The 25,755-nt window shown below is 72.9% G+C and carries 23 protein-coding genes; 12 read left to right on the plus strand and 11 right to left on the minus strand.

Going from position 1 to position 25,755, the window contains the following annotated elements; genetic code table 11:
- Window positions 1-24 precede the first annotated feature (24 nt).
- Window positions 25-432 carry a hypothetical protein gene (locus ACH4T9_RS20155; protein ID WP_396673225.1) on the minus strand — a complete coding sequence of 136 codons (408 nt, stop codon included), beginning with the start codon at window positions 430-432 and terminating at the stop codon, window positions 25-27.
- 234 nt (window positions 433-666) lie between these two features.
- On the opposite strand from ACH4T9_RS20155, the gene ACH4T9_RS20160 reads away from it, so the two are divergent.
- A complete protein-coding gene (locus tag ACH4T9_RS20160; RefSeq protein WP_396673226.1) occupies window positions 667-1,062 on the plus strand; it encodes a hypothetical protein in 396 nt (131 codons plus the stop codon).
- Window positions 1,063-1,132: 70 nt separating this feature from the next.
- Here ACH4T9_RS20160 and ACH4T9_RS20165 read toward each other — a convergent pair whose 3' ends face one another.
- Window positions 1,133-2,149: a sporulation protein gene (locus tag ACH4T9_RS20165; RefSeq protein WP_396673227.1), complete on the minus strand. Its 1,017-nt coding sequence runs from the start codon at window positions 2,147-2,149 to the stop codon at window positions 1,133-1,135.
- A 300-nt stretch (window positions 2,150-2,449) separates the two neighbouring features.
- Here ACH4T9_RS20165 and ACH4T9_RS20170 point away from each other — a divergent pair, with 300 nt between their 5' ends.
- The 3 genes from ACH4T9_RS20170 (at window position 2,450) to ACH4T9_RS20180 (ending at window position 4,548) form a co-directional block, all read left to right on the plus strand.
- Window positions 2,450-3,691 carry an AAA family ATPase gene (locus ACH4T9_RS20170; RefSeq protein WP_396673228.1) on the plus strand — a complete coding sequence of 414 codons (1,242 nt, stop codon included), beginning with the start codon at window positions 2,450-2,452 and terminating at the stop codon, window positions 3,689-3,691.
- Window positions 3,688-4,278 carry a DUF4276 family protein gene (locus ACH4T9_RS20175; RefSeq protein ID WP_396673229.1) on the plus strand — a complete coding sequence of 197 codons (591 nt, stop codon included), beginning with the start codon at window positions 3,688-3,690 and terminating at the stop codon, window positions 4,276-4,278. Before ACH4T9_RS20170 ends, ACH4T9_RS20175 begins: the two co-directional genes overlap by 4 nt.
- A gap of 132 nt (window positions 4,279-4,410) precedes the next feature.
- Window positions 4,411-4,548 (plus strand): hypothetical protein, encoded by a 138-nt coding sequence (locus tag ACH4T9_RS20180; protein ID WP_396673230.1) that lies wholly within the window; start codon window positions 4,411-4,413, stop codon window positions 4,546-4,548.
- Between the two features lie 93 nt (window positions 4,549-4,641).
- Here ACH4T9_RS20180 and ACH4T9_RS20185 read toward each other — a convergent pair whose 3' ends face one another.
- A complete protein-coding gene (locus ACH4T9_RS20185) occupies window positions 4,642-5,400 on the minus strand; it encodes an SDR family NAD(P)-dependent oxidoreductase (RefSeq protein ID WP_396673231.1) in 759 nt (252 codons plus the stop codon).
- Between the two features lie 279 nt (window positions 5,401-5,679).
- On the opposite strand from ACH4T9_RS20185, the gene ACH4T9_RS20190 reads away from it, so the two are divergent.
- Window positions 5,680-6,750 carry a MerR family transcriptional regulator gene (locus ACH4T9_RS20190; RefSeq protein WP_396673232.1) on the plus strand — a complete coding sequence of 357 codons (1,071 nt, stop codon included), beginning with the start codon at window positions 5,680-5,682 and terminating at the stop codon, window positions 6,748-6,750.
- Window positions 6,751-7,260: 510 nt separating this feature from the next.
- Here the strand turns inward: ACH4T9_RS20190 and ACH4T9_RS20195 are convergent.
- Window positions 7,261-8,634, minus strand: a complete 1,374-nt coding sequence (locus ACH4T9_RS20195) for a cellulase family glycosylhydrolase (protein ID WP_396673233.1) — start codon at window positions 8,632-8,634, stop codon at window positions 7,261-7,263.
- A gap of 537 nt (window positions 8,635-9,171) precedes the next feature.
- Between ACH4T9_RS20195 and ACH4T9_RS20200 the strand changes: the two genes are divergently transcribed.
- Together ACH4T9_RS20200 and ACH4T9_RS20205 are read left to right on the plus strand one after the other, a co-directional pair.
- Window positions 9,172-10,134: a TIGR03557 family F420-dependent LLM class oxidoreductase gene (locus ACH4T9_RS20200; RefSeq protein ID WP_396673234.1), complete on the plus strand. Its 963-nt coding sequence runs from the start codon at window positions 9,172-9,174 to the stop codon at window positions 10,132-10,134.
- 44 nt (window positions 10,135-10,178) lie between these two features.
- Window positions 10,179-10,982 (plus strand): alpha/beta fold hydrolase, encoded by an 804-nt coding sequence (locus tag ACH4T9_RS20205; protein WP_396673235.1) that lies wholly within the window; start codon window positions 10,179-10,181, stop codon window positions 10,980-10,982.
- Window positions 10,983-11,348: 366 nt separating this feature from the next.
- Here the strand turns inward: ACH4T9_RS20205 and ACH4T9_RS20210 are convergent, their stop codons facing one another.
- From ACH4T9_RS20210 to ACH4T9_RS20240, 7 genes are all read right to left on the minus strand, one after another.
- Entirely contained in the window at window positions 11,349-12,077 is a 729-nt protein-coding gene (locus tag ACH4T9_RS20210) for a hypothetical protein (RefSeq protein ID WP_396673236.1), read from the minus strand.
- Between the two features lie 75 nt (window positions 12,078-12,152).
- Window positions 12,153-12,956, minus strand: a complete 804-nt coding sequence (locus ACH4T9_RS20215) for an endonuclease/exonuclease/phosphatase family protein (RefSeq protein ID WP_396673237.1) — start codon at window positions 12,954-12,956, stop codon at window positions 12,153-12,155.
- Between the two features lie 8 nt (window positions 12,957-12,964).
- Complete coding sequence (locus ACH4T9_RS20220; protein WP_396673238.1) at window positions 12,965-14,455, minus strand: phosphatase PAP2 family protein; 1,491 nt, start codon at window positions 14,453-14,455, stop codon at window positions 12,965-12,967.
- Between the two features lie 79 nt (window positions 14,456-14,534).
- On the minus strand, window positions 14,535-15,536 hold the full coding sequence (locus ACH4T9_RS20225) for a YihY/virulence factor BrkB family protein (protein WP_396673239.1): 1,002 nt from the start codon (window positions 15,534-15,536) through the stop codon (window positions 14,535-14,537).
- On the minus strand, window positions 15,529-16,533 hold the full coding sequence (locus tag ACH4T9_RS20230; RefSeq protein WP_396673240.1) for a diacylglycerol/lipid kinase family protein: 1,005 nt from the start codon (window positions 16,531-16,533) through the stop codon (window positions 15,529-15,531). The genes ACH4T9_RS20225 and ACH4T9_RS20230 overlap by 8 nt, the downstream gene beginning before the upstream one ends.
- Before the next feature lie 136 nt (window positions 16,534-16,669).
- On the minus strand, window positions 16,670-17,248 hold the full coding sequence (locus tag ACH4T9_RS20235; protein WP_396673241.1) for a Clp protease N-terminal domain-containing protein: 579 nt from the start codon (window positions 17,246-17,248) through the stop codon (window positions 16,670-16,672).
- Window positions 17,248-17,484: an HTH domain-containing protein gene (locus ACH4T9_RS20240; RefSeq protein WP_350885751.1), complete on the minus strand. Its 237-nt coding sequence runs from the start codon at window positions 17,482-17,484 to the stop codon at window positions 17,248-17,250. The genes ACH4T9_RS20235 and ACH4T9_RS20240 overlap by 1 nt, the downstream gene beginning before the upstream one ends.
- A 241-nt stretch (window positions 17,485-17,725) precedes the next feature.
- Between ACH4T9_RS20240 and ACH4T9_RS20245 the strand changes: the two genes are divergently transcribed.
- The 5 genes from ACH4T9_RS20245 (at window position 17,726) to ACH4T9_RS20265 (ending at window position 25,685) form a co-directional block, all read left to right on the plus strand.
- Window positions 17,726-19,774, plus strand: a complete 2,049-nt coding sequence (locus ACH4T9_RS20245; protein WP_396673242.1) for an endo-1,4-beta-xylanase — start codon at window positions 17,726-17,728, stop codon at window positions 19,772-19,774.
- 187 nt (window positions 19,775-19,961) lie between these two features.
- A complete protein-coding gene (locus ACH4T9_RS20250; RefSeq protein ID WP_396673243.1) occupies window positions 19,962-20,825 on the plus strand; it encodes a universal stress protein in 864 nt (287 codons plus the stop codon).
- A gap of 146 nt (window positions 20,826-20,971) precedes the next feature.
- Window positions 20,972-23,392 (plus strand): phosphoketolase, encoded by a 2,421-nt coding sequence (locus tag ACH4T9_RS20255; protein ID WP_396673244.1) that lies wholly within the window; start codon window positions 20,972-20,974, stop codon window positions 23,390-23,392.
- A 95-nt stretch (window positions 23,393-23,487) separates the two neighbouring features.
- A complete protein-coding gene (locus ACH4T9_RS20260; RefSeq protein WP_396673245.1) occupies window positions 23,488-24,342 on the plus strand; it encodes a universal stress protein in 855 nt (284 codons plus the stop codon).
- 338 nt (window positions 24,343-24,680) lie between these two features.
- Window positions 24,681-25,685: an Acg family FMN-binding oxidoreductase gene (locus ACH4T9_RS20265; protein ID WP_396673246.1), complete on the plus strand. Its 1,005-nt coding sequence runs from the start codon at window positions 24,681-24,683 to the stop codon at window positions 25,683-25,685.
- The last annotated feature ends 70 nt before the right edge of the window (window positions 25,686-25,755 follow it).

Genomic DNA, 25,755 nt, shown 5'->3' on the forward strand with positions numbered 1-25,755 from the left:
ACTCATTCCGTGAAAGTGCCGGCCTCACTCGTCGGTGAAGTCGCCGACCTGGCTGGCGCTGCTCGACTGGTCACTCGTCGAGCCACCCGCCGGGGTGCTCAGGCCACCCGTGGTGGCGTCGCCGGTGGTGGTCGGTGCGACCTTCCCCGGGTGCCGTTCCGGCTGCCGGGCCACCCGTCGGACGCTCGCCGGGCCTGCGGTGCCGCCGGTCGTGGTCAGCGCGCCCTGGCCCCGGGTCGGGCCGCCGTCGCGTAGCATCTCCGGGTCGATCGGGACGTCCGCCGGGTCACCCGGGTCCTCCTCCTGGAGGACCCGGGTCTCGTCGGTCTGCGGCACGGTGACCTCGTCGAGGGCCCCCGGGCCGTACACCCCGCCGGCGATCCGTTGCTCGGCCTTGCGGGCGGACTCCCGCACCATGTCGTCCTCACGCACGTCCATCACCTCGCAGAACTGTCGGATCGCCCTGCGTGCCCGGGTGCCGGCCGACCAAACCCACGCCGGGCCCACGCTGACGCCGCCATTCCGAGGGCCGGCGGGTGTTACCTCGGCGGACCCCCGGGTAGTCGGGGGGTGCCCCCGCCGAGAACGCCAACCGTGCCGTGGCCGAAACGCGGTAGCGGGGCGAGGGAGCGCAGGTAGGACTCATCGCATCCTGAGGAGGACAAGATGAGCACGCAGGCTGCATCCACCAGGTCGACGAACCGGACCCAGGAAGCGCCGAACCGCGCGATGAACGACATGCCGAACCGCGCGATGAACGAAGCACCCACCAGGCAGATGCCGATGATGCACGACGGGCATCGCGAGCCGATGCAGGCGCCGGGCACGGAGACCAAGCAGGCCTTCAAGACGACGGAGTTCTGGGTCTACGTCGCCTCGTTGATCGGCGTGCTGGCCGCGTCGTACCTGGTCGGCAAGAACTCGGTCGGGGTGGACATCTTCCGCGCCCCGCAGGCCTGGTTCTTCATCACCCTGCTGACCATCGGTTACCTCGGTAGCCGGGGTCTGGCCAAGGCCGGCAGCAACTATCGCAGCGACACGGAGCGCAAGAGCAGGCACTGACGCAGGATCAGCTCCGAGCAGCACGGTGGCCCTCCGGGATTCTCCCGGAGGGCCACCGTCGTCCTTCACGTCACTCCTCGTCGCCGCCGAAGCCCCAGTCCTCGGCGAAGTCGCCCTCGACCGCGTCCTCGATCATCTCGCCGGCGACCATCCCGCCGACGGCGCCGAGCGCCGCGCCCGCGACGATGCCGCCCATCCCGACGCCCCGGCCGTGGCCGCCGTGCCCGTGGCCGCCGTGCCCGTGCTGCGTCGGGTAGCCGTGCGGTGCCCCGTAGCCGGGGGGCGCGCCGAAGCCCTGCGCGCGCAGGCCGCCGTAGCGGGAGGTGGTCTCCTGGAGCCAGCCGTCGACGACCTGCGCCCAGTCGACCCGGTCGGCGTCCGTGTGGGCGACGGTGTACCGGCCGAAGACATCGTGGCCGGCGCTGAGGAAGCCGCCCCGCTTGTCGCACTCCAGCACCACGTCGATGCCCTGAGGGCCGGTCACGAAGGTCAGCTCGACCTCGTTGATGAGCTGCGCGTACTGCGGCGCGGCGAAGAACTCGATCTCCTGGTAGAACGGCAGCGTCTGCTGCGTGCCACGGATGTGGCCGCGCTCCAGGTCGGCGCCCTTGAACCGGAAGCCGAGCCGGGCGAAGGCGTCCATGATGCGCTCCTGCACCGGCAGCGGATGGACGTTGACCTGGTCGAGGTCGCTCTTGTCGACCGCCCGGGCCACCGCCACCTCGGTGCGCAGCCCCATCGTCATGCCGTGCAGGCGCTGGCCGTACACGTCGGTGATCGGGGTCTCCCACGGCATCGGAAGCTGGAAGGGGATCGAGAGCTGCTGCTTCGGGGCCAGCTCGAACGCCCCGGCGACCGGCAGCCGGTGGAACTCCATCACGCCGGCGTACTCGCCGTCGCCGCTCTCCATCTCGACCCGGGTGACCAGGCCGACGACGATCTGCTCGATGGCCGCCGACGCATCGCCGCCGACCAGGTTGACCTGGCCGTCGAGGGCGAGCCCCGGCCGCGTGTTCGGGTTGGGCAGGACGGTGTCCACGGTGGGACCGCCCACGCCAAACGCGCTCAACATCTTCTTGAAGACCATCGGACCCTCCGCGTGACGGTCACCGCGCTCCACCATGGAACGCTGGCGGCTGACCGGGGCAGACTAGCCAGCACCGCTGTGAATTGTCTGGGAAGTAGGGACGCGGCGTGTTGCCTGCCCCTGCCCGCGCCCGAGCGGGGCGGCAGCGGCTCTGTCGGCTCGCCGAGTCCACCGGGCGCGGCGCCGCCCGGCGGCCACCCGGCGAGGATGATGGACCCGACAATCGTCGTGGACGACCACTAGAATCCGACACGCCCCCTCGCCGACATCCTGAAAGATACGGGAAAAGCCGATAGCGACATGAAGAACACCGAGAGACCAGCCGTCATACCCGCCAAGCCTCAGCCGCGAGTCAGCAGGGTGAGGATTCGGAACTACAAGAGCATCAGGGAGTGCGACGTGCCCGTCGGGCCGCTGACGCTGCTGGTCGGGGCGAACGGCACCGGTAAGAGCAACTTCCTGGATGCGGTGGCTTTCATGTCGGAGGCCATCAGCACCACACCGCAACAGGCAATCGATTCCCGCAACGGGATGGCGGAGATTCTGCTTCGGTCGCCGGAGCACGTAACCGCATTCAGCATCCTGATCGATTTCACGTTGGCGTGGGGTGGCGAGGGGGCGGCACCGGAGCACTGGTCCTACGGATTCGAGATCAGGCAAGCGCCCCGGGCAAATCCACCGTTCGAAGTGGTGTGGGAGCACGCGCGGGCAACCCGAGGCGATACGGCGAACCACTTCACGGTCAACCAGGGCTCAGTCGACTATCCACACGTGGCCCAGGACACGAGCGTAGAACCCGGTCGACTTTTCATGCCGGCCGTGAGTTCGGTGAGCAAGTCATGGAGCCGGGTCAGCCGGGCACTGCGCGGGATGCGCTTCTACAACTTCGAGACGAGCGCCCTTCGGCTTCCCCAGCCGGCTGTCGAACGGGCCGTCCTCGGCCGTCGCGGGGAGCATCTGGGTGACGTGCTGGGGGACCTGGGTGATTCCTACCCGGAGGTCAAGGAGCGGGTCGACGACTACCTCGCCGCGGTCGCGCCCGGCGTCGTCGGGGTCGACCGGCAGGCGGTCAAGCGGTACGTCACCGTCGAGATGCGTCAGCGCAGCGAGAGCGGAGCCCACGCGGCCTTCGGTCCCGACGCCATGTCGGACGGCACGATCCGTACGGCCGCCGTGCTGGCCGCACTCTTCCAGGCCCCGACACAGCACGGGCAGGTCAACCTGGTCGGCATCGAGGAGCCGGAAACCGCCCTGCATCCCGCCGCCGCCGGCGCCCTGTACGACGCGCTGACCGAGGCCAGCGAGCACGTCCAGGTGATCGCCACGACGCAGAGCGATGACCTCCTGGACCGGGACGACGTCGATCTGGACGCCGTGCTGGCGGTGGCCAACACGAACGGGTCCACGGTCATCGGCCCGCTCGACGCGGCCAGCCGGCAGATCGTCCGCGACGGCCACTTCACCCTCGGGGCGCTGATGCGCGCCGATCAGCTATCACCCGAGCCGGCGCGCTGCGAGGACTTCGGACCGGTGACAGGATGAGCGGGCACGAGCCGATCACCATCGCGCCGGCGATCGAAGGGCACGGCGAGGTGACCGCGCTGCCGGTCCTGCTTCGCCGGATCGCGGCCGAGCTGTCGGTCTGGAACCTCCAGGTCGCCGTCCCTCTTCGAGTGCCGCAGACCCAGTTGATCGGTGCTGGTCTGGAGTCAGCGGTGGCGGCGCAAGCCAGTCGGGTCCGGGGACGGGGCGGAGTGCTCGTACTCCTCGACGCCGACGACCACTGCCCCGCTGACCTCGGCCCGCGCCTACTACAGCGGGCCCAGGCCGCTCGGCCGGACGTCAGGGTCGGTGTGGTCCTGGCGAACCGGGAGTTCGAGGCGTGGTTCCTGGCCGCCGCGAAATCGCTCGGCGGTCTGCGCGGCCTGCCTGATGTGCTCGAAGCGCCGGCTGATCCGGAAGCCAAGCGGGATGCCAAGGGCTGGCTCAGCGAACGAATGGTGGGTCACCCCTACAAGCCGAAGGTGGACCAGGCCCCGCTCGCCGCCAAGTTCGATTTGTACGCCGCGCGGGCCAACTCCCCGTCGTTCGACAAGCTCTGGCGCGAGGTGGAGAAGCTGCTCGCGTGATCGGGGGGGGGCACCTCGGGTGGATGCCACCCCCGCTCGGTCGAGCGGCTGTGGTCAGCCGGCGAAGTCGAACCCACCGTCCTTGACGCCGCCCACGAAGGCCGCCCATTCGCCGGGGTACCGGAGCCGGCCGTGTTGCAGCTCGCCGAGCCCGGTTGGCTGCCCGGCGGGGTCACCCTGCCCGGCGCGGTGCTGGCGGCGGTCGGCCTCCAGCTTCCCGCCCTGCACCCCGAGCAGGCCCTGCTGCTGGAGGTCGACGCGATCGGCTGAGGCCCGCCACCGCCCCGTCGAGACGGACCTGGCGCTGCGCACCGCCGTCGAGGGGGTGCCCTTCCTCGCACTCGGGGGCGGTGCCGCGCCGGCTCAGGAGGTCCAGCCTCCGTCGGAGGCGACGACGGCCCCGTTGACGTTGATCGCCTCGTCGGAGCCCAGCCAGCAGACCAGCGTGGAGACCTCGGCGGGCGTGGCCGTCCGGGTGACCCGTCCGAACGACCGCTCCAGACGCTGGTACGCCCACGGAACCTTCGGCGCGGCGCTGCGGCCGATGTTGGTCTGGACGCCACCGGGGCAGACCGCGTTGGCCCGAACGCCGTCCTCGGCGTACAGGTTGGCGATCGAGCGGGTCAGGCCGACCAGCCCGTGCTTCGAGGAGACGTACGCGCTGCCGGCGACCGCTCCGGTGAGGCCGCCGATGGAGGCGACGTTGACGATCGCACCCCGGCCCCGCGCCGTCATCAGCGGCAGCATGGCCCGGCACAGCCGCATGGGACCAGTGAGGTTGACCGCCAGGACACGGTCCCAGGTGGCGTCGTCCAGTTCCGTGACGGGGATGAAGTGGTCCATGACCCCCGCCACGTTGGCCAACAGGTCGACGCGTCGGTCTGGCAGCGCGGCGACGATCCGGTCGATGTCGGCCTGCGCCGTGATGTCGGCGACGATCATCGTCCCGGGGTGGCCGTCCTCCTCCATGAGCTTGGTGGTCGTGGCGAGGCCCTCGGCATCGACGTCACAGCCAATGACCGTGGCTCCCTCTGCCGCAAGCTGCTGGGCGACCGCCTGCCCGATACCCGATCCGGCTCCGGTCACGACCGCGACCCGTCCGGCGAAACGCTGCTCGCTCATGATCATTCCCCACTTCCCGGCCCTCGCAGCGGACTCACCCGTCATGTCCCGTGCGGGAACCTCTCCTTACATGCTGGTCGGGAAGGGCTGCGGCGCGTAGGGCCGAAAGCCCCGGGCGGGTGGAGGCGAAGGGCGCGATCGTGGCGGGTGGGGCCGAATGACACGCTTCGGCGCCGCCTTCGGAGCGGCCGGCCCGGCCCCGCGCTTGACCTTGCCCCTCGGGGAGGCCCCAGCCTGGCTCGTGCCGGTCGCCGCGACCGGCACGAGGAGGATGTCGATGTGGCGCTGCTGACCATCGGGGCGTTCGCGAGGGCGGTACGCCTGACGCCGAAGGCGTTGCGGCTCTACGACGAGGTGGGGCTGCTGCACCCGGCCGCGGTCGATCCCGAGTCGGGGTACCGACTCTACGCCCCAGACCAGGTGGAACAGGCCCGGCTGATCGCCGCGCTCCGCCGCATTGGCATGCCGCTGGCCGAGATCCGCACCGTCTGCGGGCTCCGGCCCACAGCGGCGGCCGAGGCGGTCGACGCCTACTGGCGGCGGGTCAGCGCCGACACGGCGGCCCGGGGTCGCCTCGTCACCCGCCTCGTCGACGTCCTGTCCGAAGGGAGCACCACCATGTCCGATCCGACCCCCGCCCTCGGCATCCGCCACGCTGCCCGCTGCGACACCGGGGCCTTGCGGGACAGCAACGAGGACGCCGCGTACGCCGGCGAGCGGTTGCTGGCCGTCGCCGATGGGATGCGCGGCCCCGGCGGCGCCGCCGCGAGCGCCGCCGCCATCGCCGCCCTCCGACCGCTGGAACTGGCCGACGTGCCGGCCGCCGAACTGCTCACGCTGCTGGCCGGCGCGGTCGCCGACGCCGACCGCGCCGTGCGCGGGGCTGCCGAGGCGGAGCACCGGCCGGTCACCACCCTGACCGCGCTGCTGCGCTCCGGTTCCCAACTGGCGCTGGTGCACATCGGCGACACCCGGGCGTACCTGCTACGCGGGGGCGAACTGTTCCCGCTGACCCGTGACCACACCTACGTGCAGTCGCTGGTCGACCAGGGCAGGCTGGACCCGGCCGGGGCCGCCGCGCACCCGCAGCGGGCCCTGCTGGTACGGGCCCTCGGCGCCGGTGGGGCCCACGTCGAGGCGGACCTGGCGCTGCGCACCGCTGTCGAAGGGGACCGCTACCTGCTGTGCTCCGACGGGCTCTCCTCGGTCGTCGACCGGGCGGCGCTGCACTCCGCGCTCGCGGCGGGCGACGAACCCGACCGGGTCGTGGCGCGGCTGGTCGAGCTGGCCCACGCCGCCGGGGGGCCCGACAACATCGCCTGTGTCGTCGCCGACGTCGTGGCGGCCTGAGGGCCGGTATCGAAGTCCACCGTGCGAGCTTCGACGGCAGGGCAGGCCGTGGCGCGGTATCGCGCCGCGGCCTGCCCTGCCGTCCAGGTGGTGGGCCGGGAGGCCAGGCGTGTCACCAACCCGCCCCTTTGCTCTGCTGCCGTCACCGCAACACCAGCACGCGCAGCCGCTTCACCACACAGCCTGAGCATCGCGCAGCCGCTGCACGCCCCGGGACGGCACGATCTAGACGTGCCGGAAGCGTCACGCTCCGCGAGCGTTGCACAGGGGGCAGCAGAGCAAAGGCGGTCATGCAGGTGCCACCCGCAGGTCGGCGCCGACGCCAGCACCTGAGTCGACGTCGGCGCCAGCGCCCCAACCGACGTCAGCGCCTGCGGACGACACCAGCGCCGGGACCGGCGTCGCGCGTCGGCGTGCCGGCGTGCCGGAAACGGGGCGGCCGGGTCCACGTACCCGAAAGGAGGGTGGCCGGGTCCGCGCGGACCCGGCCACCGGGGGGTGGTACGAGGGTCAGCTCGCCGTGCAGGTGACGGCGGGGACGGTGTTGGTGCCGCCCGAACTGCCGATGAAGCCGAAGCTGGTGCTGGCCCCGGCACCGAGCCTGCCGTTGTAGGCCACGTTTCGGGCGGTCACGGCCGACCCGCTGCTGGTCACCGTGGCGTTCCAGGACTGGGTGACGGTCTGGCCGTTGGCGTAGGTCCACCTCGCCGTCCAGCCGGTGATGGCGGCGGAGCCGGCGGTCACCTTGACCTCGCCCTGGAAGCCGCCCTGCCACTGGTTGACGATCGTGTACGTCGCCGTGCAGCCGCCGGTGGGCGGCGGAGTCGTGGGCGGCGGAGTGGTGGGCGGGGGCGTGGTCGGCGGGGGCGTGGTGGGCGGCGGAGTCGTCGGGATGGGCCCGCCGTACACCGACGCCTCCCTCGACGTCGCCCTGATGCCGTTGGCCCCGTTGAAGATCCGCTGACCCCAGGTGGTCAGGGCCGCCGGGTTGAAGTTGGTGGCCATGTCGAGGTACTCGACGCCGCCGCCGTTGCCGCTCCACGACCAGCCGAGGTAGCCGATCCCGTTGGCCTGACTGTAGGACAGGATGGTGTCCTCGTCCGGGTTGCCGTCGGAGTGGTCGAAGCCGAACTCGCCGACCACGATCGGCAGCTTCGCGGTGCGGAACCGGCCGAGGTAGTCGCTGATCTCCGCGGCGGTGTCGAAGACGCCGTACATGTGGATGGAGAAGACGGTGTTCTTCTGCGGGTCGGCCGCGAAGACCGACGCGGCGTTGTCGCGCATGGTGAACGACCAGTCCTGGCCCCAGTTCGGGGCGTCGACCATGATGGTGTGCGTCAGGCCGGCGGCGCGCAGCCGCTTGATCGCGTTGGCCGAGTCGGTGGCCCAGGTGCCGTAGCCCTGGTTGCCGTACGGCTCGTTGCCGATGTTGACGATGACGTACTTCTCCTGGCCGGCGAGGGCGCTGGAGATGCTCAGCCAGTAGTCGACCGCCCGGTCCAGGGTGATCGCGCCGCTCTGCTCGCCGTAGCCGGTGGTGTCGTGCACCTCCAGCACGCAGATCAGCTTGTTGGCCTTGCACAGCGAGATGACGTTGGCGACGTCGGCGGTGTCGTTCTTGGCCCAGCGGTCGCCGCTGGCCAGCACCACCCGCACGGTGTTCGCGCCGAGCGCCTTGACGTTGGCGAAGGAGCTGGTCTGCTGGGCGTACCAGGTGTGGGCGTGGTTGACGCCCCGCATGACGAACTCGGTGCCGTTGGCGTCGTACAGCTTGCCGTTGGCGACGGAGAAGCCGGCGGCGGCGTGCGCCGGCTGCCCGAAGGCGAACACGGCGGCGAGAACCGTCAGCAGGGCGACGCCCGCGACGGAGAGACGTTTTCTCATGGCCTTCCTCAGGGAGGGGTCCCCCGTGCCCAGGCGGGGGTGCGGTAGTGGTGACGTAGAAGGCGACTGGCCCGTCAGTCGCCCGTCCGGCTCCCGACGGCGCAGGGATCAGCGTAAGCCGATGTCCCGTCCGGAGCAACCGGTTCAGTGAGCGGTTGACGGACATCGGGACCGCAGGCGGGCCAGCACGCCTGCGGCACCCCCACGGGCTCTGCTGGGCGATCGGCCGCACCTCCCGACCCCCCCCCTCACCCCCACCGCGGCCCCCGCGCCCCCCATTGCTTCAGCAACCCTGAACCGGTTAATACGCGTCCCCACCCCCACTCGTTCACGGAAAGAGTGGCCATCCCCGCCGGAATGACCACTCTTTCCGTGAAAGTGCGGGCGCGGGCGGGGCATGCGCGGGGCGGGGCGGCATGCGGGGGCGGGGCGGGGCATGCGGGCGCGGGGGCGGGGCCGGGGCGAAGGGGGTCCGAGGGTTGGCGGCGGGCGGTCGGGGTATTCGGGGATGATCGGAAGAGCGAAGGAGATGTCGCGATGGTCAACGTCGGTTACACCCTGATGTGCGAGCAGGCCGGTCCCAAGGAGTTGGTGGACCACGCGGTGCGTGCCGAGGCTGCCGGCTTCGACCAGCTCGTGATCTCCGACCACTACTACCCCTGGCTGGACTCCCAGGGCCACGCCCCGTACGCCTGGTCGGTGCTCGGCGCGGTCGCCCACGCCACCAGCCGGGCCGAGCTGATGTCCTTCGTGACCTGCCCGCTCCGCCGCTACCACCCCGCCGTCGTGGCGCAGAAGGCCAGCACGATCGGGGTGCTCTCGGACGGCCGGTTCACCCTCGGCCTGGGCGCCGGGGAGAACCTCAACGAGCACATCGTCGGCGGCTGGCCACACGTGCAGCAGCGGCACGAGATGTTCGAGGAGGCGTTGCAGATCATCCGGCCACTGCTCAACGGCGAGACGCTGACCTTCTCCGGCAACCACTACGACGTCCCCGACGCGTACGTCTGGGACCGGCCCGGCCGCCCGGTGCCGATGGCCGTCGCCGCGTCCGGCCGGCAGTCGGCGACGCTGGCCGCCGACTACGCGGACGGGATCGTCGCCACCGAGCCGGACCCGCACATCATCCAGATGTACGACGAGGCGGGCGGCGCGGGCCAGCCCCGGTACGGCCAGGTGGCGATCTGCTACGGCCCGGACGAGGCGGAGTGCCGCAAGATCGTGCACGACCAGTTCCGCTGGTTCGGGTTGGGCTGGAAGGTCAACGCCGACCTGCCCGGGCCGGACTCGTTCGCCGCCGCGAGCCAGTTCGTCCGCGAGGAGGATGTCGCCGAGGGAATCTCCTGCGGCCCGGACACCGACCGGCACGTGGAGGCGTTCAAGAAGTTCGTCGACGCCGGCTTCACCCACGTCGCGCTCGTCCAAGTCGGCGGCGACACCCAGCCGATGTTCCTGGACTGGGCCCGGGAGGAACTGCTCCCCCGGCTCCGCGAGCTGTGACGGCGACGGTCCGGCCGAGGGGCCCGTCCGCTGCGACTCCACCGGTGGGGTTCTCCCCGGCGCAACTGCGGCTCGCCCTGGCCGCCCCCCGGCCCGCCGCCGGCCTGACGAGCGAGTGGCGGCTGGTCGACGGCCTGCGTACCCACACCCGCCGCACTGCCGACCCGCGCGCCGGCGCCCCACCCGTGGTGCTGGTGCACGGGCTGGCGGTGTCGCACCGCTACCTCACCCCGCTGGCCCTGGCGCTGGCGCCCACCCACCCGGTGTACGTGCCGGACCTGCCCGGCTTCGGACTCAGCGCCCACCCGTCCGGCGCGTACGACGTCACCCGGCACGCCGAGCACCTGGCGGCGTGGCTGACCGTGTACGGCCTGCCGCCCGCGTGTGTGCTGGGGCACTCGTTCGGCGCGGAGGTGGCCGCCGCGCTGGCCGCCCGCCACCCCGGGCTGGTCCGGGCGCTGGTGCTGGCCGGGCCGACCAGCGACCCGGCCGCCCGCACCCGGCGGGGACTGTTCGGCCGCTGGCTGGCCGACACCCTGCGCGAGGCGCCATTGCAGACCCCGATCCTGCTCCGCGATGTCTGGGACGCCCGCCCTCCGCGGGTGTACGCCACCCTCTCGCACTCGGTACGCAACGCGATCGAGGCGGACGCCGCCCGGGTCGCCGTACCCACCCTGGTGATCGCCGGCTCCCGCGACCCGGTGGCACCGGCCGCCTGGCGGGACCAGCTCACCCGCCTCGTGCCGAACGCCCGCACGGCTGTCGTCCCGGGCGCCGCCCACAATGTCGCCACCACCGCCCCGGCCGAGGTCGCCGCGGCCGTACGCGCCCTGCTCTCCCCGCACTAGGACAAGGACCGCCATGCGCATCGGCAACACGGAAATCCGCCCGGTGGGCGGTGGCCTCGGCTGTCTCCTGATGATCCTCTTCTCGGTGCTGGCCTCGATCGCCCTGACCGTCCTCCTCAACCTCCTCCTCTAACCCCACCCCCACCCCCCGCTCCCGCTCCCACTCCCCACGCCCCACTCCCCACGCCCGCGCCCGCGCCCGCGCCCGCGCCCGCGATCTTGCACTTGCGGCCCCTGCGATGAGGCTTTTGCCCCTTTGGTCGGGGCCCGAAGTGCAAGATCGACGGGGTTCGGGGGTCGGCCGGGGCCGAAGTGCAAGATCGACCGGGTTCGGGGTGGAGAGGTGGCCAGGATGGGCGGGATGGGTTAGCGGCGGAGGCCGAGGGCGGTCAGGAGGTCGCGGGTGGCTTGGCGGATCGGGGTCAGGATCGAGCCGCGGAGCCAGCGGACTGTCGGGGTGACCGTGGCCCGCCAGGCGCCGCGCAGGGCCCGGCCGAACGGGACGGCGGTGTGCCGCCACACCCAGCGCAGGGCCCCGCCGAACGGGACGGCGGTGTGCCGCCACACCCAGCGCAGGGCCCCGCCGAACGGGCGGAGCAGTAGCCGGTAGAGGACGTTGACGATGCGGCCCGTGAGCCGCCAGGCGTACCCGAGGGCATCGGCCACCAGCCGCAGCAGCCACCACAGCCCGCGCCCGACGGCGGCCAACGCCGGGCCGAAGGCCCGCATCAGCAGCCGTGCCAGGGGCACCAGCACGTTACGGATCAGCCAGTCGGCCGCCCCCACGAGCAAGCGCGCCACGGGTCGGACCAGCGTCCGGAAGACCCAGACCAGCGGGTACCAGAGCAGGTGCTTCGTCAGCCACACCAGCGGTATCCAGACCAGCCGGTCCAGGAGCCAGGCGAGCGGGCGCAGCACCCAGGCCCGCAGGGCCCGGCCGAGCGGGCTGAGCAGCCACCGGGCCAGCCACCGGGCGGAGCCGGCCAGCAGTTCCCAGACCAGCCGTACGGGCAGCACCACGACCAGGGCCACGCCCCGGGCGATCACGGCGAGCAGCGGATGCGGTTCCGGTTGCCCGGTCGGGGCGGTGTTCACGGGCCGAGCGTAGAAGCTCCGGCGAAGGCGATCGCCCCGGGAGGGCACGCCGGGCCGGGGCGCGGGGCGTGCCGGTCAGGCCGGGTTCAGGTCGAGCTCGGCGAGCACCGGATAGTGGTCGGAGGCGTACTCGGTGTCGCCGCCGCGCCGCACCTCGCAGGACCGGACCAGCCGGGCCAGTGCGCGGGTGCCGAAGAGGTAGTCCAGCCGCATGCCGGAGAACTCGGCACCGCCGCCGTGCCGGGTGGGCGCCGTCAGCCCCTCGTCGCCGGGCCCGCGCGCCGCGTACAGGTCGACCAGCCCGGCGGCGACGAGTCGGGCCACCGCCCGGGTCTCCACCGTCCGGCCGTCCCGGCGCAGGTGACGGCGGCGGTACGCGGGCGGTAGCCGGGCGACCCGGGCGGTGTGGTCGGTGCCCGGGTCGAGGGTGTTCAGGTCCCCGGCCAGCAACGCCAGCTCCCCGGGGGCCCGGCGGACGGCGGCGGCCAGCCAGCCGGCCTCGATTCGCCGCCGCAGCCCGGTGTACGGGTCGAGGTGGGCGGCGAACACGGTGAACGGCCCGGCGTCGGTGGCCACGGTGACCCGTACGGCGGCGTGGTGGAACGGGCGGCGGACCGGGCCCGCCGCGAGCACCCGCAGCGGCGCGCGGGCCAGCACCGCCACCGGCTGGCCGAGGCAGGAACGGGCCAGGTACGGCCGCATGCCCACCTCGGCCGCGAACCCGGCCAGCACGTCGCCGGAGTCGAAGCCGCGCAGCTCCTGGACGGCCAGCAGGTCCGGCCGCTGCGCGGTGACGACCCGGGCCACCCGGTCCAGCCGGCCGGGACCTGTCCGGTCCCGGCCGCCCGTCCTGATGTTCCAGGTCATCACCCGCAGCATGACGCGGGTCAGTCCGGCCGGCCGGCCTTGGCCAGCTCGTCGTCCAGCTCGTCGACCTGCTCCGAGGAGATGGCCGGCCGATTGCCCTCGGCCAGGTCGGCGTTGGGGCGGATCGCCCAGTAGAGCAGGCCGATCCACAGGGCGCTGAGCAGGATCGCGCCCATGAAGTCGGTGGGGTGGTGCATGCCCCGGTACATCCGGGAGGTAGCCACGCCGACCGGCATGATCACGGCCAGGGCCACGAAGATCCACCTCCACCAGCGGTCGGTGCGGGGGAACACGATGACCGCGATGGCCAGCCAGATGCAGATGGTGGCGGCGATGTGCCCGGACGGGAACGACGAGGTGGGCATCTGCCCGTCCAGGTTCTCCACCGGCGGGCGGGGCCGGTCGACGACGTGGGCGGAGGCGAGGAAGAGGGTCAGCTCGCCGAACATCGCCAGCGCCACGAAGAGCACCGGCCGCCAGCGCCGCCACACGGCGAGCACCAGCGGGCAGAAGACCAGCGAGACGATCAGGATCGCGTGGGTGTCGCCGAGCTTGCTCCACCACCAGCTCACGTCGGTCAGCGTGTCGGTGTGCCGCTCGGCGAACCAGCGCGGGACCTCGGTGTCCAGGGTGCCGAAGAAGGTGTCCTTGGCGTGGTAGCTGACGAACGTGCCGAAGGCGTACAGGGCACCGAACACCAGCACCCAGCCGACCAGCAGTTCGGCGACGGTGGAGCGGGGGTGATCCAGCACGTGCTCCTCGGCCGGGGCGGGGGCGATGTCGTGCCCCGCCTCGGGCTCCAGGCCCTCGGTCAGCGGCGGCACCGGCCGGCCGCGCTCGCGCCGCCACAGCCGGAAGGCGTACGCGGTGACGCCCAACCAGGCCGCGCCGAGCAGCCAGCCGCCGATCACGTCCGAGACGTAGTGCACGCCCAGCGCGATCCGGGTCAGCCCGATCAGCGCCACCAGCGCCGCAGCGATGGCGATCGCCGGCTTGCGCCAGCGAGGCGCCATGGCCGGCAGGAACACCAGCAGCAGCGCCCCGTACGCGACGAACGAGCCGAGGGCGTGCCCGCTGGGGAAGCTGTTGCCGGGGGCGCTGGCGATCGGCACGTCCACCACTGGGCGAAGCCGACCGACCAGGGCCTTCAGCGACGGGTCGAGGATCAGCCCGCCGACCCCGGTGATGATCAGGTAGACGGCCAGCCGGGCCTGACGCCGGATCAGCAGCCCGATCACGGCGACGCTGACCAGCCAGATCAGCACCGGCCGCCCGCCGAGATCGGTGATCGCCTGAAGCACGGTCACCAGGGCGCCGTGCGGCGCGACGAGCCCGTTGAACCACTCCGCGACCTCGTGGTCGGCGTCGTTCAGCGGGCTCCAGCGGAAGCGTACGAGCATCAGCAGCAGGCCGAAGGCGACCCCCGCGCCGGCGACGGCCGCCAGCCCGGCGATGCTCCGCTCAGCGAAATGGCCGAGTGGTCGCCGCACCACCTCTTTGACCGCGGTCATCCCGCACCTCCCTTGTCTGTCCTGGCGAGGCGGTTTACCCGGTTCGGGCCGCGCGTACACCGGGGGTGTCGCCGACGGGTCAGAGCGAGGTCATCTCGCCGGTGTCGTGGATCTCCTCGCGCTCGGCCTCGGGCTGCCACCGGTCCGGCTGGGCCGGCTCCTGCACGCCGATCCGCATCGCCTCCAGCTGGGCGGCGAAGGCCAGCCCGCCGAACAGCGCCATCCCGGTGAGGTTGGCCCAGAGCAGCAGCGCCATCATCCCGGTCAGCGCACCGTACGTCTGGCCGAACCCGTCGCTGACCTGCACGTACACGGCGAGCAGCAGGCTGGCCAGCCACCACAGCGCGGTGGCGATGCCGGCGCCGAAGAACAGCCAGGACAGGCCGGGCTGGTTGCGTCGGGGCGCGTGCCGGAACAGCAGGGCCACGGCGAGCACGGTCAGCCCGAGGCTCAGCGGCCAGCGGACCACGTCCCACGCGCCGTGGGCGAACTCGCCCCACTTGTAGTGCCGCCGCACCGAGTCGCCCATCGCCCCGCCGCCGACGAGGATCAGGAAGCCGGTCAGCGCCGGGACGCCCGCGACGACCGCGAGCACGGCGGCGCGCAGGTATTTCCACAGCGCCGGACGGTCCCGCTCGACGCCGTAGATCCGGTTCGCGCCCCGCTCGATCTGCGCCATGGTGGTGGTGAGCGCGAAGAGGCCGGTGAGCAGGCCGAGGGTCAGCGCCAACTCGCCGGCGTCCTCGGTGCGCTCGGTGTCGACCAGCAGGTCCTGCACCATCGCATCGCTCTGCCCGGGGGTCAGGGCGAGGACGGTGTCGGCGACCACCTCGCCGCCCGCGTCGGCGCCGAGGTCGGTGATCAGGCCGGTGAGGGCGATCAGGAACGGCACCACGGCGAGGCAGAGCTGCAACGCGAACGCCCGGGAGTGGCTGAACCCGTCGCCGTAGCGGAACCGGACGAACGCGTCCCGCAGCAGGCACCAGCCGCCCTGCCGGCGCAGGGTGTGCCAGGCGTCGTCGGCCGACAGCTCCTGGTCGGACATCAGCCGGGTCTCCGGCACCATCTTGGTGCTACTCACGGCGCGCCTCCTCGACCAGCTCCTCGCCCCGCTCCCCGGCTGCGGACGCATCGACGGACAGGTCAGGCGTCTCCTCGGGCTGCGGCACGCAGAGCCACAGGGCGCGGGGACGGATCTCCGCCACGAGCCGCCGCCCGGGGGAGATGAGGTCGCCGTCCAGCTCGCGCGGCTGGGGCCGGTTGCTGGTGATCTCCACCCTGCGGGCGCGGAAGACCTCCATCCGGGGCACGCTGCCCCGGCGCCGGGCCAACGCCCAGCCCATGGCCAGCCAGTGCCGCAGCGTACGCGGGGTGAGCACCGCGACGTCGAGCCAGCCGTCGTCCGGTTCGGCGTCGGTGAGCAGGGTCAGCCCGCCCTGGAGCCGGCCGACGTTGGCGACCAGCACCGAGCGGGCCCGGCGGCGCAGCGGCGGCCGGTCGTCGATGCGGATGGAGACCCTCATCGGCCGGTCCCGCAGGTGCCGGGCGGCGCCCACGACGTACGCGGGCCAGCCGATGCGGGCCTTGGTGGTCTCCGAGGTGGCGTCGAGCATCTGCGCGTCGAAGCCCATTCCGGCCATGACGGTGAAGTAGTTGTCCTCGACCTCGCCGACGTCGAGCTGTCGGCGTCCCCGCTCGACGGCCACCTCCAGCCCGGCGGCCAGGTCGGTGGAGAGGCCGAGGTTGGCGGCGAGCAGGTTGCCGGTGCCCTGGGGCAGGACGGCCAGGGCCACGTCGGTGCCGACCAGGCCGCTGACGCAGGACATCACGGTGCCGTCCCCACCGCAGGCGAAGACCACGTCGACGCCCGCCTTGACGGCCTCCTCGGTCTGACCTCGGCCCGGGTCGTCGGGGGTGGTCTCGAACCACAGCGGCTGGGGCCAGCCGGCGGCGGTGAGGGCGGCGTCGACGGTCTCGCGCAGCTCGTCGAGATCGGTCACCTTCACCGGGTTGACCACCACCGCGGAGCGCAACCCGCCGACGGCGGCGGTCGAACGCGTGTCCTGCTCAGCATCCACGGCGCCAGTGTGCAGCAACTCCGACCGGGCGGCGACCCGGCGACCGGTGAGGTTGCGCGCACCGAAAACAGGTTTGCGGGGAGGGAGGTGCCACTTCCGCCCACCGGAGGCCGGGGAAGGGCCCCTCCCTCCCCTTCTAGGCCGCCGTCCGCAGGGCGGCCTCCACCTGGCGACGCAGGTCGGCCAGGTCGAGCCCGGCCTCGGTGAGCACCAGGGCGGCCGTCCCGCCTGCCTCGCGGAGCAGGCCGAGCAGGATGTGCTCGGTGCCGATGTGCCGGTGCCTCAGCCCGAGCGCCTCCCGCAACGCCAGCTCCAGCACCTTCTTCGCCCGTGGTGAGAACACTCCGCCGGGCTGCTGCCGGCGGAGCCAGCGGCGGCGCGGGCCCGGGGCGGCGGCGCGCAGCGCGTCGGGGCCGAAGGACTCCTCGACGCGGGCGACGACGGCGGAGAGGTCGATGCCGATCTCGCGCAGCGCGGCGACGTCGGCCTCGGCGAGCCCCGCCCCGCCGTCGGCGGTGTGCCGGGCCACGGCGGCGCGCAGGTCGTCGGCGCGGATGCCGGCGTCGCGCAGCAACCGTGCCGCGAGGCTGTCGGCGTCGGCGAGGACGGCGAGCAGCAGGTGCTCGGTGTCGGTCGGGCGCTGGCCCGCAGCCCGCGCCTCGTCGCGGGCCCGGCGGACCAGCTCGCGGGCCCGGTCGGTGAACCGTTCGAACATCACGCCTCCCAGGAGTTCGGGGCCGCCGGTCGCCCGGCGTGCTTCTTGTGGACCGCCTGCCGGCTGACCTCGAGGGCGTCGGCGATCTCCTGCCAGGACCAGCCCTGTCGTCGGGCGTTGTCCACCTGGACCACCTCCAGCCGTTCGAGGAGCCGGCGCAGGGCGCGCACGGCGCGCAGACCGACCCGGGGATCGGTGCTGCCGGCCGCCGCCGCTAGTTCCGTCGCCTGACTCATGCCGTCAACTTACATTGACAGCACCCGCCTGTCAACAAAAGTTGACGCTTGGCGCGCGGCCCGGGCCCCGCGTAGCATCGACGCGCATCGACGGCACCCGGGTGGACGCCGTCGTCCGTGGAGCAGGACACGCGACCGGCATGTGGGCTCATGCCGGCCCCCGCCGCGCGTCCGCTCCCCCGTTCCCGGCCACCGGCCGACGACGGGGGCGCACCCCGAACCCCACGGAAGGAAGACACCCATGCGCGCTGTCGCCACGCGCCGCCGCCTCGCCACCGGCGGCCTGCTGCTGGCCCTGGCCGCCCTCACCACCGCCGTACCCCTGACCACCGCCCCCGCCCGCGCCGCCGACCCGGTGATCGTGGTCGCCGACACCTTCGAGGACGGCACCGCCACCGGCTGGGGCCCCCGGGGCGGCGAGACGGTCGCCCCGAGCACCGCCGTCGCCCACGCCGGCGCGTACAGCCTGCTCGCCTCCGGCCGCACCAGCAGCTGGCAGGGGCCGAGCCGGAACCTGCTCGGCACCCTCGACAGGGGCACCCGCTACACGCTCTCGGTCTTCGTCCGGCTCCCCGCCGGGCAGGCCGCCACCCAGGCCAGGCTCAGCGTCCAGCGCAGCACCGCCGGCACCGCCTCGTACGACCAGGTGGTCGGTGCCACGACCGTCACGGCGGACGGCTGGACCGAGCTGCGCGGCGGCTACACCCTCGCGTACGACGTCGAGTCCCTCGCCGCGTACGTCGAGACCGTCAGCGGGACCGCCCCGCTGCACGTGGACGACCTCACCGTGTCGTACGTCCCGGCGCCGCCGGTGCAGACCGACATCCCGGCGCTGAAGGACGTGCTCGCCGACGACTTCCCGATCGGCGCGGCAATCGAGATGGCGCAGGTCGGCGGGGCGCACGCCACCCTGCTGCGCCGGCACTTCGACTCGGTCACCCCGGGCAACTCGCTGAAGTGGGACGCCACCGAGCCGGCCGAGGGCCAGTTCCGGTTCACCGACGCCGACGCGCTGGTCGACTTCGCCACCGACAACTCGATGGCGGTGCGCGGGCACACCCTGCTCTGGCACCAGCAGACCCCGTCCTGGGTGTTCACCCGCGCCGACGGCACCCCGATGACCGCCACCGCCGAGGACCGGGCGCTGCTGCTGAGCCGGCTCGAGAACCACATCCGCACGGTCGTCGGCCGGTACGGCGACCGGATCGGCACCTGGGACGTGGCCAACGAGGTGATCGACGAGAGCCAGGCCGACGGGCTGCGGCGCAGCCGGTGGTACGAGATCAGCGGGCTGGACTACCTGCGTACCGCGTTCCGGGTGGCCCGCGAGGTCGCCCCGACCGCGAAGTTGTACGTCAACGACTACAACACCAACGTGCCGGCCAAGCGCGACAAGCTGTACTCGCTGGTCGCCCAGCTCCGGGCCGAGGGGGTGCCGGTCGACGGCGTCGGCCACCAGATGCACGTCAACGTGAACTGGCCGTCGCTGCCCGAGACCGAGGCGATGATCCAGAAGTTCGTGCCGCTCGGGGTCGAGCAGCAGATCACCGAGATGGACGTGAGCATCTACACCGACAACAGCCAGTCGTACCCGAGCCCGCCGGCGAACCTGCTGCGCACCCAGGCGTACCGGTACCGGGACTTCTTCGACCTGTACCGCCGTTACGCCGGCGAGCTGACGTCGGTGACCCTGTGGGGGCTGGCCGACGACGACACCTGGCTGGACAGCTTCCCGGTGACCCGCAAGGACGCGCCGCTGCTGTTCGACACCCAGCTCCAGGCGAAGCCCGCGTACTGGGGCATCGTCGACCCGTCGAGGATAGACGCGACGGCATCGCCGAGCCCGACCGTCTCGCCGACCGTGAGCCCGACCGTCTCGCCGACCGTGAGCCCGACCGTCTCGCCGACCGTGAGCCCGACGACGAGCCCGACCGGCACCGCCAGTCCGACCCCGACCGGCGGCACGGGGCAGCTCTGCCGGGTCGGGTACGCGGTCACCAACCAGTGGCAGGGCGGCTTCCAGGGCGCAGTGAGGGTCACCAACACCGGCAGCCGGACGGTCGACGGCTGGACGCTGCGCTGGGCGTTCCCCGACGGGCAGAAGGTCACCCAGCTGTGGAACGGCGGGTACCGGCAGAACGGCTCGGCCGTCGAGGTGACCAACCCGGGCTGGGGCGCGCGACTTCCCGCCGGCGCGACGGCCGAGGTGGGCTTCCTCGCGAGCTGGACCGGGCAGAACCGCCTCCCGGCGGCGTTCTCGCTCAACGGGGTGCCCTGCACCGTCGGCTGACGGCGACCGATGTCTACCGCACCGTCGCCGGACGGCGGACGGGGTGCCCGCCGCAGCCCGGTGGGCACCCCGTCCGGCCCACCGCGCGGGCGGTCGGTCCGATCCCGGCCCGGTGGCAGGCCGCCGCGACTACGCTCGGTGCAGGCAAGGTGGATCCGCCGCGCGTCGCCGGAGGAGGTGAGGCCGGATGGCCGCGATCGCCGACGCGCCGGTGGTGGCCGCGATCGGTTCGTCGGACGACGACGCCCTCCAGGTCGTCCGGCTGGCCGCCCGCGACGCCGCGAGCCACGGCCGCCCGCTCAGCCTGTTGCACGCGTTCAACTGGGCGGCGGCCCTGGAGGTTCCCTCGGCGGCCGGCCCACGCGCCGAGGCCGAGGACCTGATCGAGCGGGCCACCGCCGTGGCCGGCGAGGTGGAGCCGGCGCTGCCCGTGTCCGGGGAGATCGTCGAGGGCTCCCCGCTGGCCGCGCTGATCCGCCGCTCCGAGTCGGCGTTCCTGGTCGCCGTCGGGGACGGCGGGATGTCCCGCTGCGAGGACTGCATCCCCGCCGACGCCCTGGCGGTACAGCTCGCCGCCCAGGCCGGCTGCCCGGTGCTGGTGGTGCGCCCCGAGCCGCCGCCGCAGGGCCCGGTGCTGGTCGGCGTCGACGGGTCGGTGAGCTCCCGGACGGCGCTGGGGTTCGCCTTCGACTACGCCGCCCGCCGGTCGGCCCCGCTGCTCGCCGTCCGGATCACCGAGCCGGCACGATCGGTCGAGGGCGACGGCACGGCCGGGTCCGCCGAGGACGCCGGCGCCGAACTGGCCGAGGCGGTGGCCCGGTACGGACGGCGGCACCCCTCGGTGCGGGCCGAGTGCCACAGTGTCGTCGGCGACCCCGGCGACGTCCTGGTCGACCGGTCCCGCTCGGCGCAGCTCGCGATCGTCGCCGGCAGGGGGGACGAGCCGCTGCGCGGGATGCTCGGCGCGGTCAGCCAGTCACTGCTCTACCACTCCCCCGCCCCGGTCATCGTCGTCCGTGGACTCGTCTCCACCGCGCCGGACGGGGCATGACGCCCACGCGTCCCGGGGCCGGATGCCCTCGCGTCCCGGGACCAACGACCCTGCTCGCTCCCCCAATGGGCGACGAGGCTGGACGCGCCGGGAAGGCCGGGACACCGGGATGCGAAAATCCCCGATCCGCGAGAGGGTAACGCAGCATGGACACCGCTGTAGACCTGCACAGTCCCTTGACCGAAGACGAGCTGCGCCAACTGGACGCGTACTGGCGGGCGGCCAACTACCTGACCGTCGGGCAGATCTACCTGCTGGACAACCCGCTGCTGCGGGAGCCGTTGCGACCCGAGCATGTCAAGCCGCGGCTGCTCGGCCACTGGGGTACCAGCCCCGGCTTGAACCTGCTCTACGCCCACCTCAACCGGATCATCGTCGACCGGAAGCTACCGACGATCTTCATCACCGGCCCCGGGCACGGCGGCCCCGCCCTGGTGGCGAACACCTGGCTGGAGGGCACCTACAGTGAGCTGTACCACTCCGTAAGCCGCGACGAGACGGGCATGCAGCGGCTGTTCCGCCAGTTCTCCTTCCCCGGCGGCATCCCGAGCCATGTCGCCCCGGAGGTGCCGGGCTCGATCCACGAGGGCGGCGAGCTGGGGTACGCGCTGAGCCACGCGTACGGTGCCGCGTTCGACAACCCGGACCTGCTGGTCGCCTGCGTGATCGGTGACGGCGAGGCGGAGACCGGCCCGCTCGCGGGGAGCTGGCTGTCCAACGTCTTCCTCAACCCGGCCCGGGACGGGGCGGTGCTGCCCATCCTGCACCTGAACGGGTACAAGATCGCCAACCCGACGGTGCTGGCCCGGATCCCCACCGACGACCTGCTCGACATGATGCGCGGCTTCGGCTACCAGCCGTACGTCGTCGCCGGTGACGACCCGGCGACCGTGCACCAGCTCCTCGCCGCCACCCTGGACCGGGCGGTCGACGAGATCGCCGACATCCAGCGCCGGGCCCGCGCCGGCGGCGCGGTCGAGCGCCCCCGCTGGCCGATGATCATCCTGCGTACGCCGAAGGGCTGGACCGGCCCGGACACGGTCGACGGCAAGCAGGTGCAGGGAACGTTCCACGCCCACCAGGTGCCGATCGCCGAGGTGCGCGACAACCCGGAGCACCTGGCCGAGCTGGAGCGCTGGCTACGCAGCTACCGGCCGGAGGAGCTCTTCGACGCCACCGGCGCACCGGTCGCCGAGCTGGTCGCGCTCCCGCCGAAGGGCGACCTGCGGATGAGCGCCAACCCGGTCACCAACGGCGGTACGGTACTGCGCGACCTCACCCTGCCGGACTTCCGGGAGTACGCGGTCGACGTCGAGCGGCCCGGCGAGCCGATCGCCGGGGCCACCGGCGTGCTCGGCAACTGGGTCCGCGACGTGATCGCCGCCAACCCGCAGACGTTCCGCCTGTTCGGCCCCGACGAGGTGGCCTCCAACCGGCTCGGCGCGGCCTTCGAGGTCACCGACCGGGCGTTCGTCGCCGAGACCGTGGCCGGCGACGACCACCTCTCCCCCGACGGCCGGGTGATGGAGGTGCTCTCCGAGCACCTGTGCCAGGGCTGGCTGGAGGGGTACCTGCTGACCGGCCGGCACGGCATCTTCACCAGCTACGAGGCGTTCATCCACATCGTCGACTCGATGGTCAACCAGCACGCCAAGTGGCTGAAGGTGACCCGGGCCATCCCGTGGCGGCAGCCGGTGGCCTCGCTGAACTACCTGCTCTCCAGCCACGTCTGGCGGCAGGACCACAACGGCTTCTCCCACCAGGACCCGGGCTTCATCGACCACGTGATGAACAAGAAGGCCGAGGTGGTCCGGGTCTACCTGCCGCCGGACGGCAACACCCTGCTGTCCACTATGGACCACTGCCTGCGCAGCAGGCACTACATCAACGTGGTGGTGGCCGGCAAGCAGCCCGCGCCGAACTGGCTGACCATGGACGAGGCGATCCAGCACTGCCGGCGCGGCCTGGGCATCTGGGATTGGGCCAGCACCGACGACGGCGACGAGCCGGACGTGGTGCTCGGCTGCGCCGGGGACGTGCCGACGCTGGAGACCCTGGCCGCCGCCGAGCTGCTCCGCCAGCACCTGCCCGGGCTGAAGGTGCGGGTGGTCAACGTGGTCGACCTGATGCGCCTCCAGCCGCCGTCGGAGCACCCGCACGGCCTGCCGGACAACGAGTTCGACACCATCTTCACCCGCGACAAGCCGATCATCTTCGCGTACCACGGCTACCCGTGGCTGATCCACCGGCTCACCTACCGCCGGGCCAACCACGACAACCTGCACGTGCGCGGGTACAAGGAGGAGGGCACCACCACCACGCCGTTCGACATGGTGATGCTCAACGACCTGGACCGGTTCCACCTGGTGATCGACGTGATCGACCGGACGCCGGGCCTGGCCTCCCGGGCCGCGCGCCTGCGCCAGGAGATGGTGGACGCCCGGCAGGCCTGCCGCGACCACACCCGCCGCTTCGGCGAGGACGACCCGCGGGTGGCCGAGTGGCGCTGGATCCGGGAGACGGCCCCAGAGGCACCGAAAGGCGGACCCGGTGAGCGCGAGGAGTGAGCTTGCGAGCCCCGCAGTCGCGAACGAAAGGCCAACCCGGTGAGCGCGAGGAGTGAGCTTGCGAGCCCCGCAGTCGCGAACGAAAGGCGAACCCGATGAGTGACGAGATCCTGGTCGGCTACGACGGTTCCGCCGATGCCACCGTCGCCCTGAACTGGGCGCTGGACGAGGCGGAGCGCACGGGACGGCCGGTCCGCCTCGCGTACGTCTTCGAGTGGGTGACCGTGGCCGGGTGGATCGGCCCCGGGGTGGCCCCCGGCATCTGGCCCGACGAGACCGCCCGGCGGCAGGTGGAGGAGCTGGTCGGCACGGCCGCCTCCGACGCCGCCGCCGCGCGGCCCGGGTTGACCGTGCACGGTGAGGTGTTCGACGGGCCGCCGGCGCTGGTGCTGGAGGAACGCTCCGCCGAAGCCGGCCTGCTGGTGCTCGGCAGCCGGGGTCACGGCGGGTTCGGCGGGCTGCTCGTCGGCTCCACCGCCGTGTCGGTGAGCGCACACGCCCACTGCCCGGTGGTGGTGGTCCGTGACGCCGCCGCCGCCGGCCGCGCCGGGCCGGTGGTGGTCGGGGTCGACGGGTCGCCGACATCGCTGTTGGCCCTCGGGTTCGCCGTCGAGCGGGCGGCCCAGCGGCACGTACCGCTGCACGTGGTGCGGGCCTGGGAGCCGGCGACGGACGGCGGCCCCGCCCCCGACGACGCGGTGGCGGCGGAGCGGGCGGCGCTGGTGGAGCCGCTGGCGAGATGGCGGGAGGCGTTCCCCGAGGTCGAGGTGACCGTCGACGTGGTGACCGGCCGCCCGGCCCGCGCGCTGATCGAGGCGAGCCGGGACGCCCAGCTCGTGGTGGTCGGCACCCGGGGCCGAGGTGGGCTGCGCGGCATGCTGCTCGGCTCGGTCGGCCAACAGCTCATCCAGCACGCCGACTGCCCGGTCGCGGTGGTCCGCGAGCGCTGAGGTCCGCGCGGGTAGGGAAGGGCCCCTTGTCATACAGACGTCGACAAGGGGCCCCTGCCTACCCCTCAGTCGCGCAGGTGGAAGCAGCCCCCGCCGTGCAGCGGATCACCATCACGGCGGTGCCTCCTGGAGAGACGCGGTCGCCGCAGGGGGCGCGGCGAGGATGCCAACGAGCGAATCGTCCGCCGCGCCTGTCATGATCGGCGGAGGCAAGTGTCCGACGGGACGGGACCCACGGACCCGTGCGACCGGGCAGCCCGTGCCGCACCATGAAGCGGCAACCCCGCCCGGGGCACCGCCCGGAGGGGCACGATGGGCAGAGACGAAAGGTCGTGACGATGAGCCACGAGACGCCGGACCGCTCCCTGACCACCGCCCTCGCGGAGGCCGCCGCGATGGCCGGTCACGCCCCCTCGGTGCACAACACGCAGCCGTGGCGCTGGCGGGTCCTGCCCGATGCCCTGGAGCTGCACGTCGTGCGGGAACGCCAGCTGTCCGCCGCCGACCCGGAGGGCCGGCTGGTCGCGCTGAGCTGCGGCGCGGCTCTGCACCACGCCCGGGTGGCACTGGCTGCCGAGGGCTGGGCCTTCGTGGTCGAGCGGATCTCCGACCCGAGCGATCCGGAGCTGCTGGCCCGGCTCACCGGCCTCAAGCGCGCCGAGGCGGACCCGGACGCCATGCACACGGTGCAGTGCATGCAGGTCCGGCACACCGACCGGCGGCCGGTCAGCGACGAGCCCGTGCCGACCCGAGCTGTCGACGACATCACGAAGGCGGTCGCCGCCGAGGGCTCCCGGTTGCAGATCCTCAACGCCGACCAGGTGATGGATCTGGCCGCTGCGGCATCGCACGCCGGGTCGGTCGAGGCGGAGGACCCGCAGCTGCGCGAGGAGCTGGCCTACTGGACGAGCCGCACGGGCACCGGCACCGGCCTGCCGCCCGAGGTGCTGCCCGAGCAGGCGCCGCAGACCACCGTGCCGGGCCGGGACTTCGGCCGCCCCGGCATCCTGCCGGTCGGCGAGGGCCACGACCGGACGGCGGTGTACGGGCTGCTCTTCGGCGACGAGGACGAGCGGGACAGTTGGCTGCGGGCCGGTGAGGCGCTCTCCGCGGCGTGGCTGACCGCCACCCGGCTGGGCGTGTCGATGGTGCCGCTGTCCGGCGTGGTGGAGGTGGAGGGAACCCGGCAGGCCCTGCGCCAGGTGCTCGCCGGGATGGGGTACCCGTACCTGGTGCTGCGGATGGGGCTCGCGGACCCGGCGCACGCCGGCCCGCCGCACACCCCGCGGCTGCCCACCGAGCAGGTCGTGGACACCTCGGCGGTGCGCTCCACGGGCGTGTGACGGCCAGGATCGCCCGCCACCGGGGCCAGGGGCCGCGAGGCCACGGGCGATAGCATCGGTCGGTGGCCAG

Origin of the sequence: Micromonospora sp. NPDC020750 (assembly GCF_044334565.1) — a bacterium.
In the GTDB taxonomy this organism is placed as follows: domain Bacteria; phylum Actinomycetota; class Actinomycetes; order Mycobacteriales; family Micromonosporaceae; genus Micromonospora.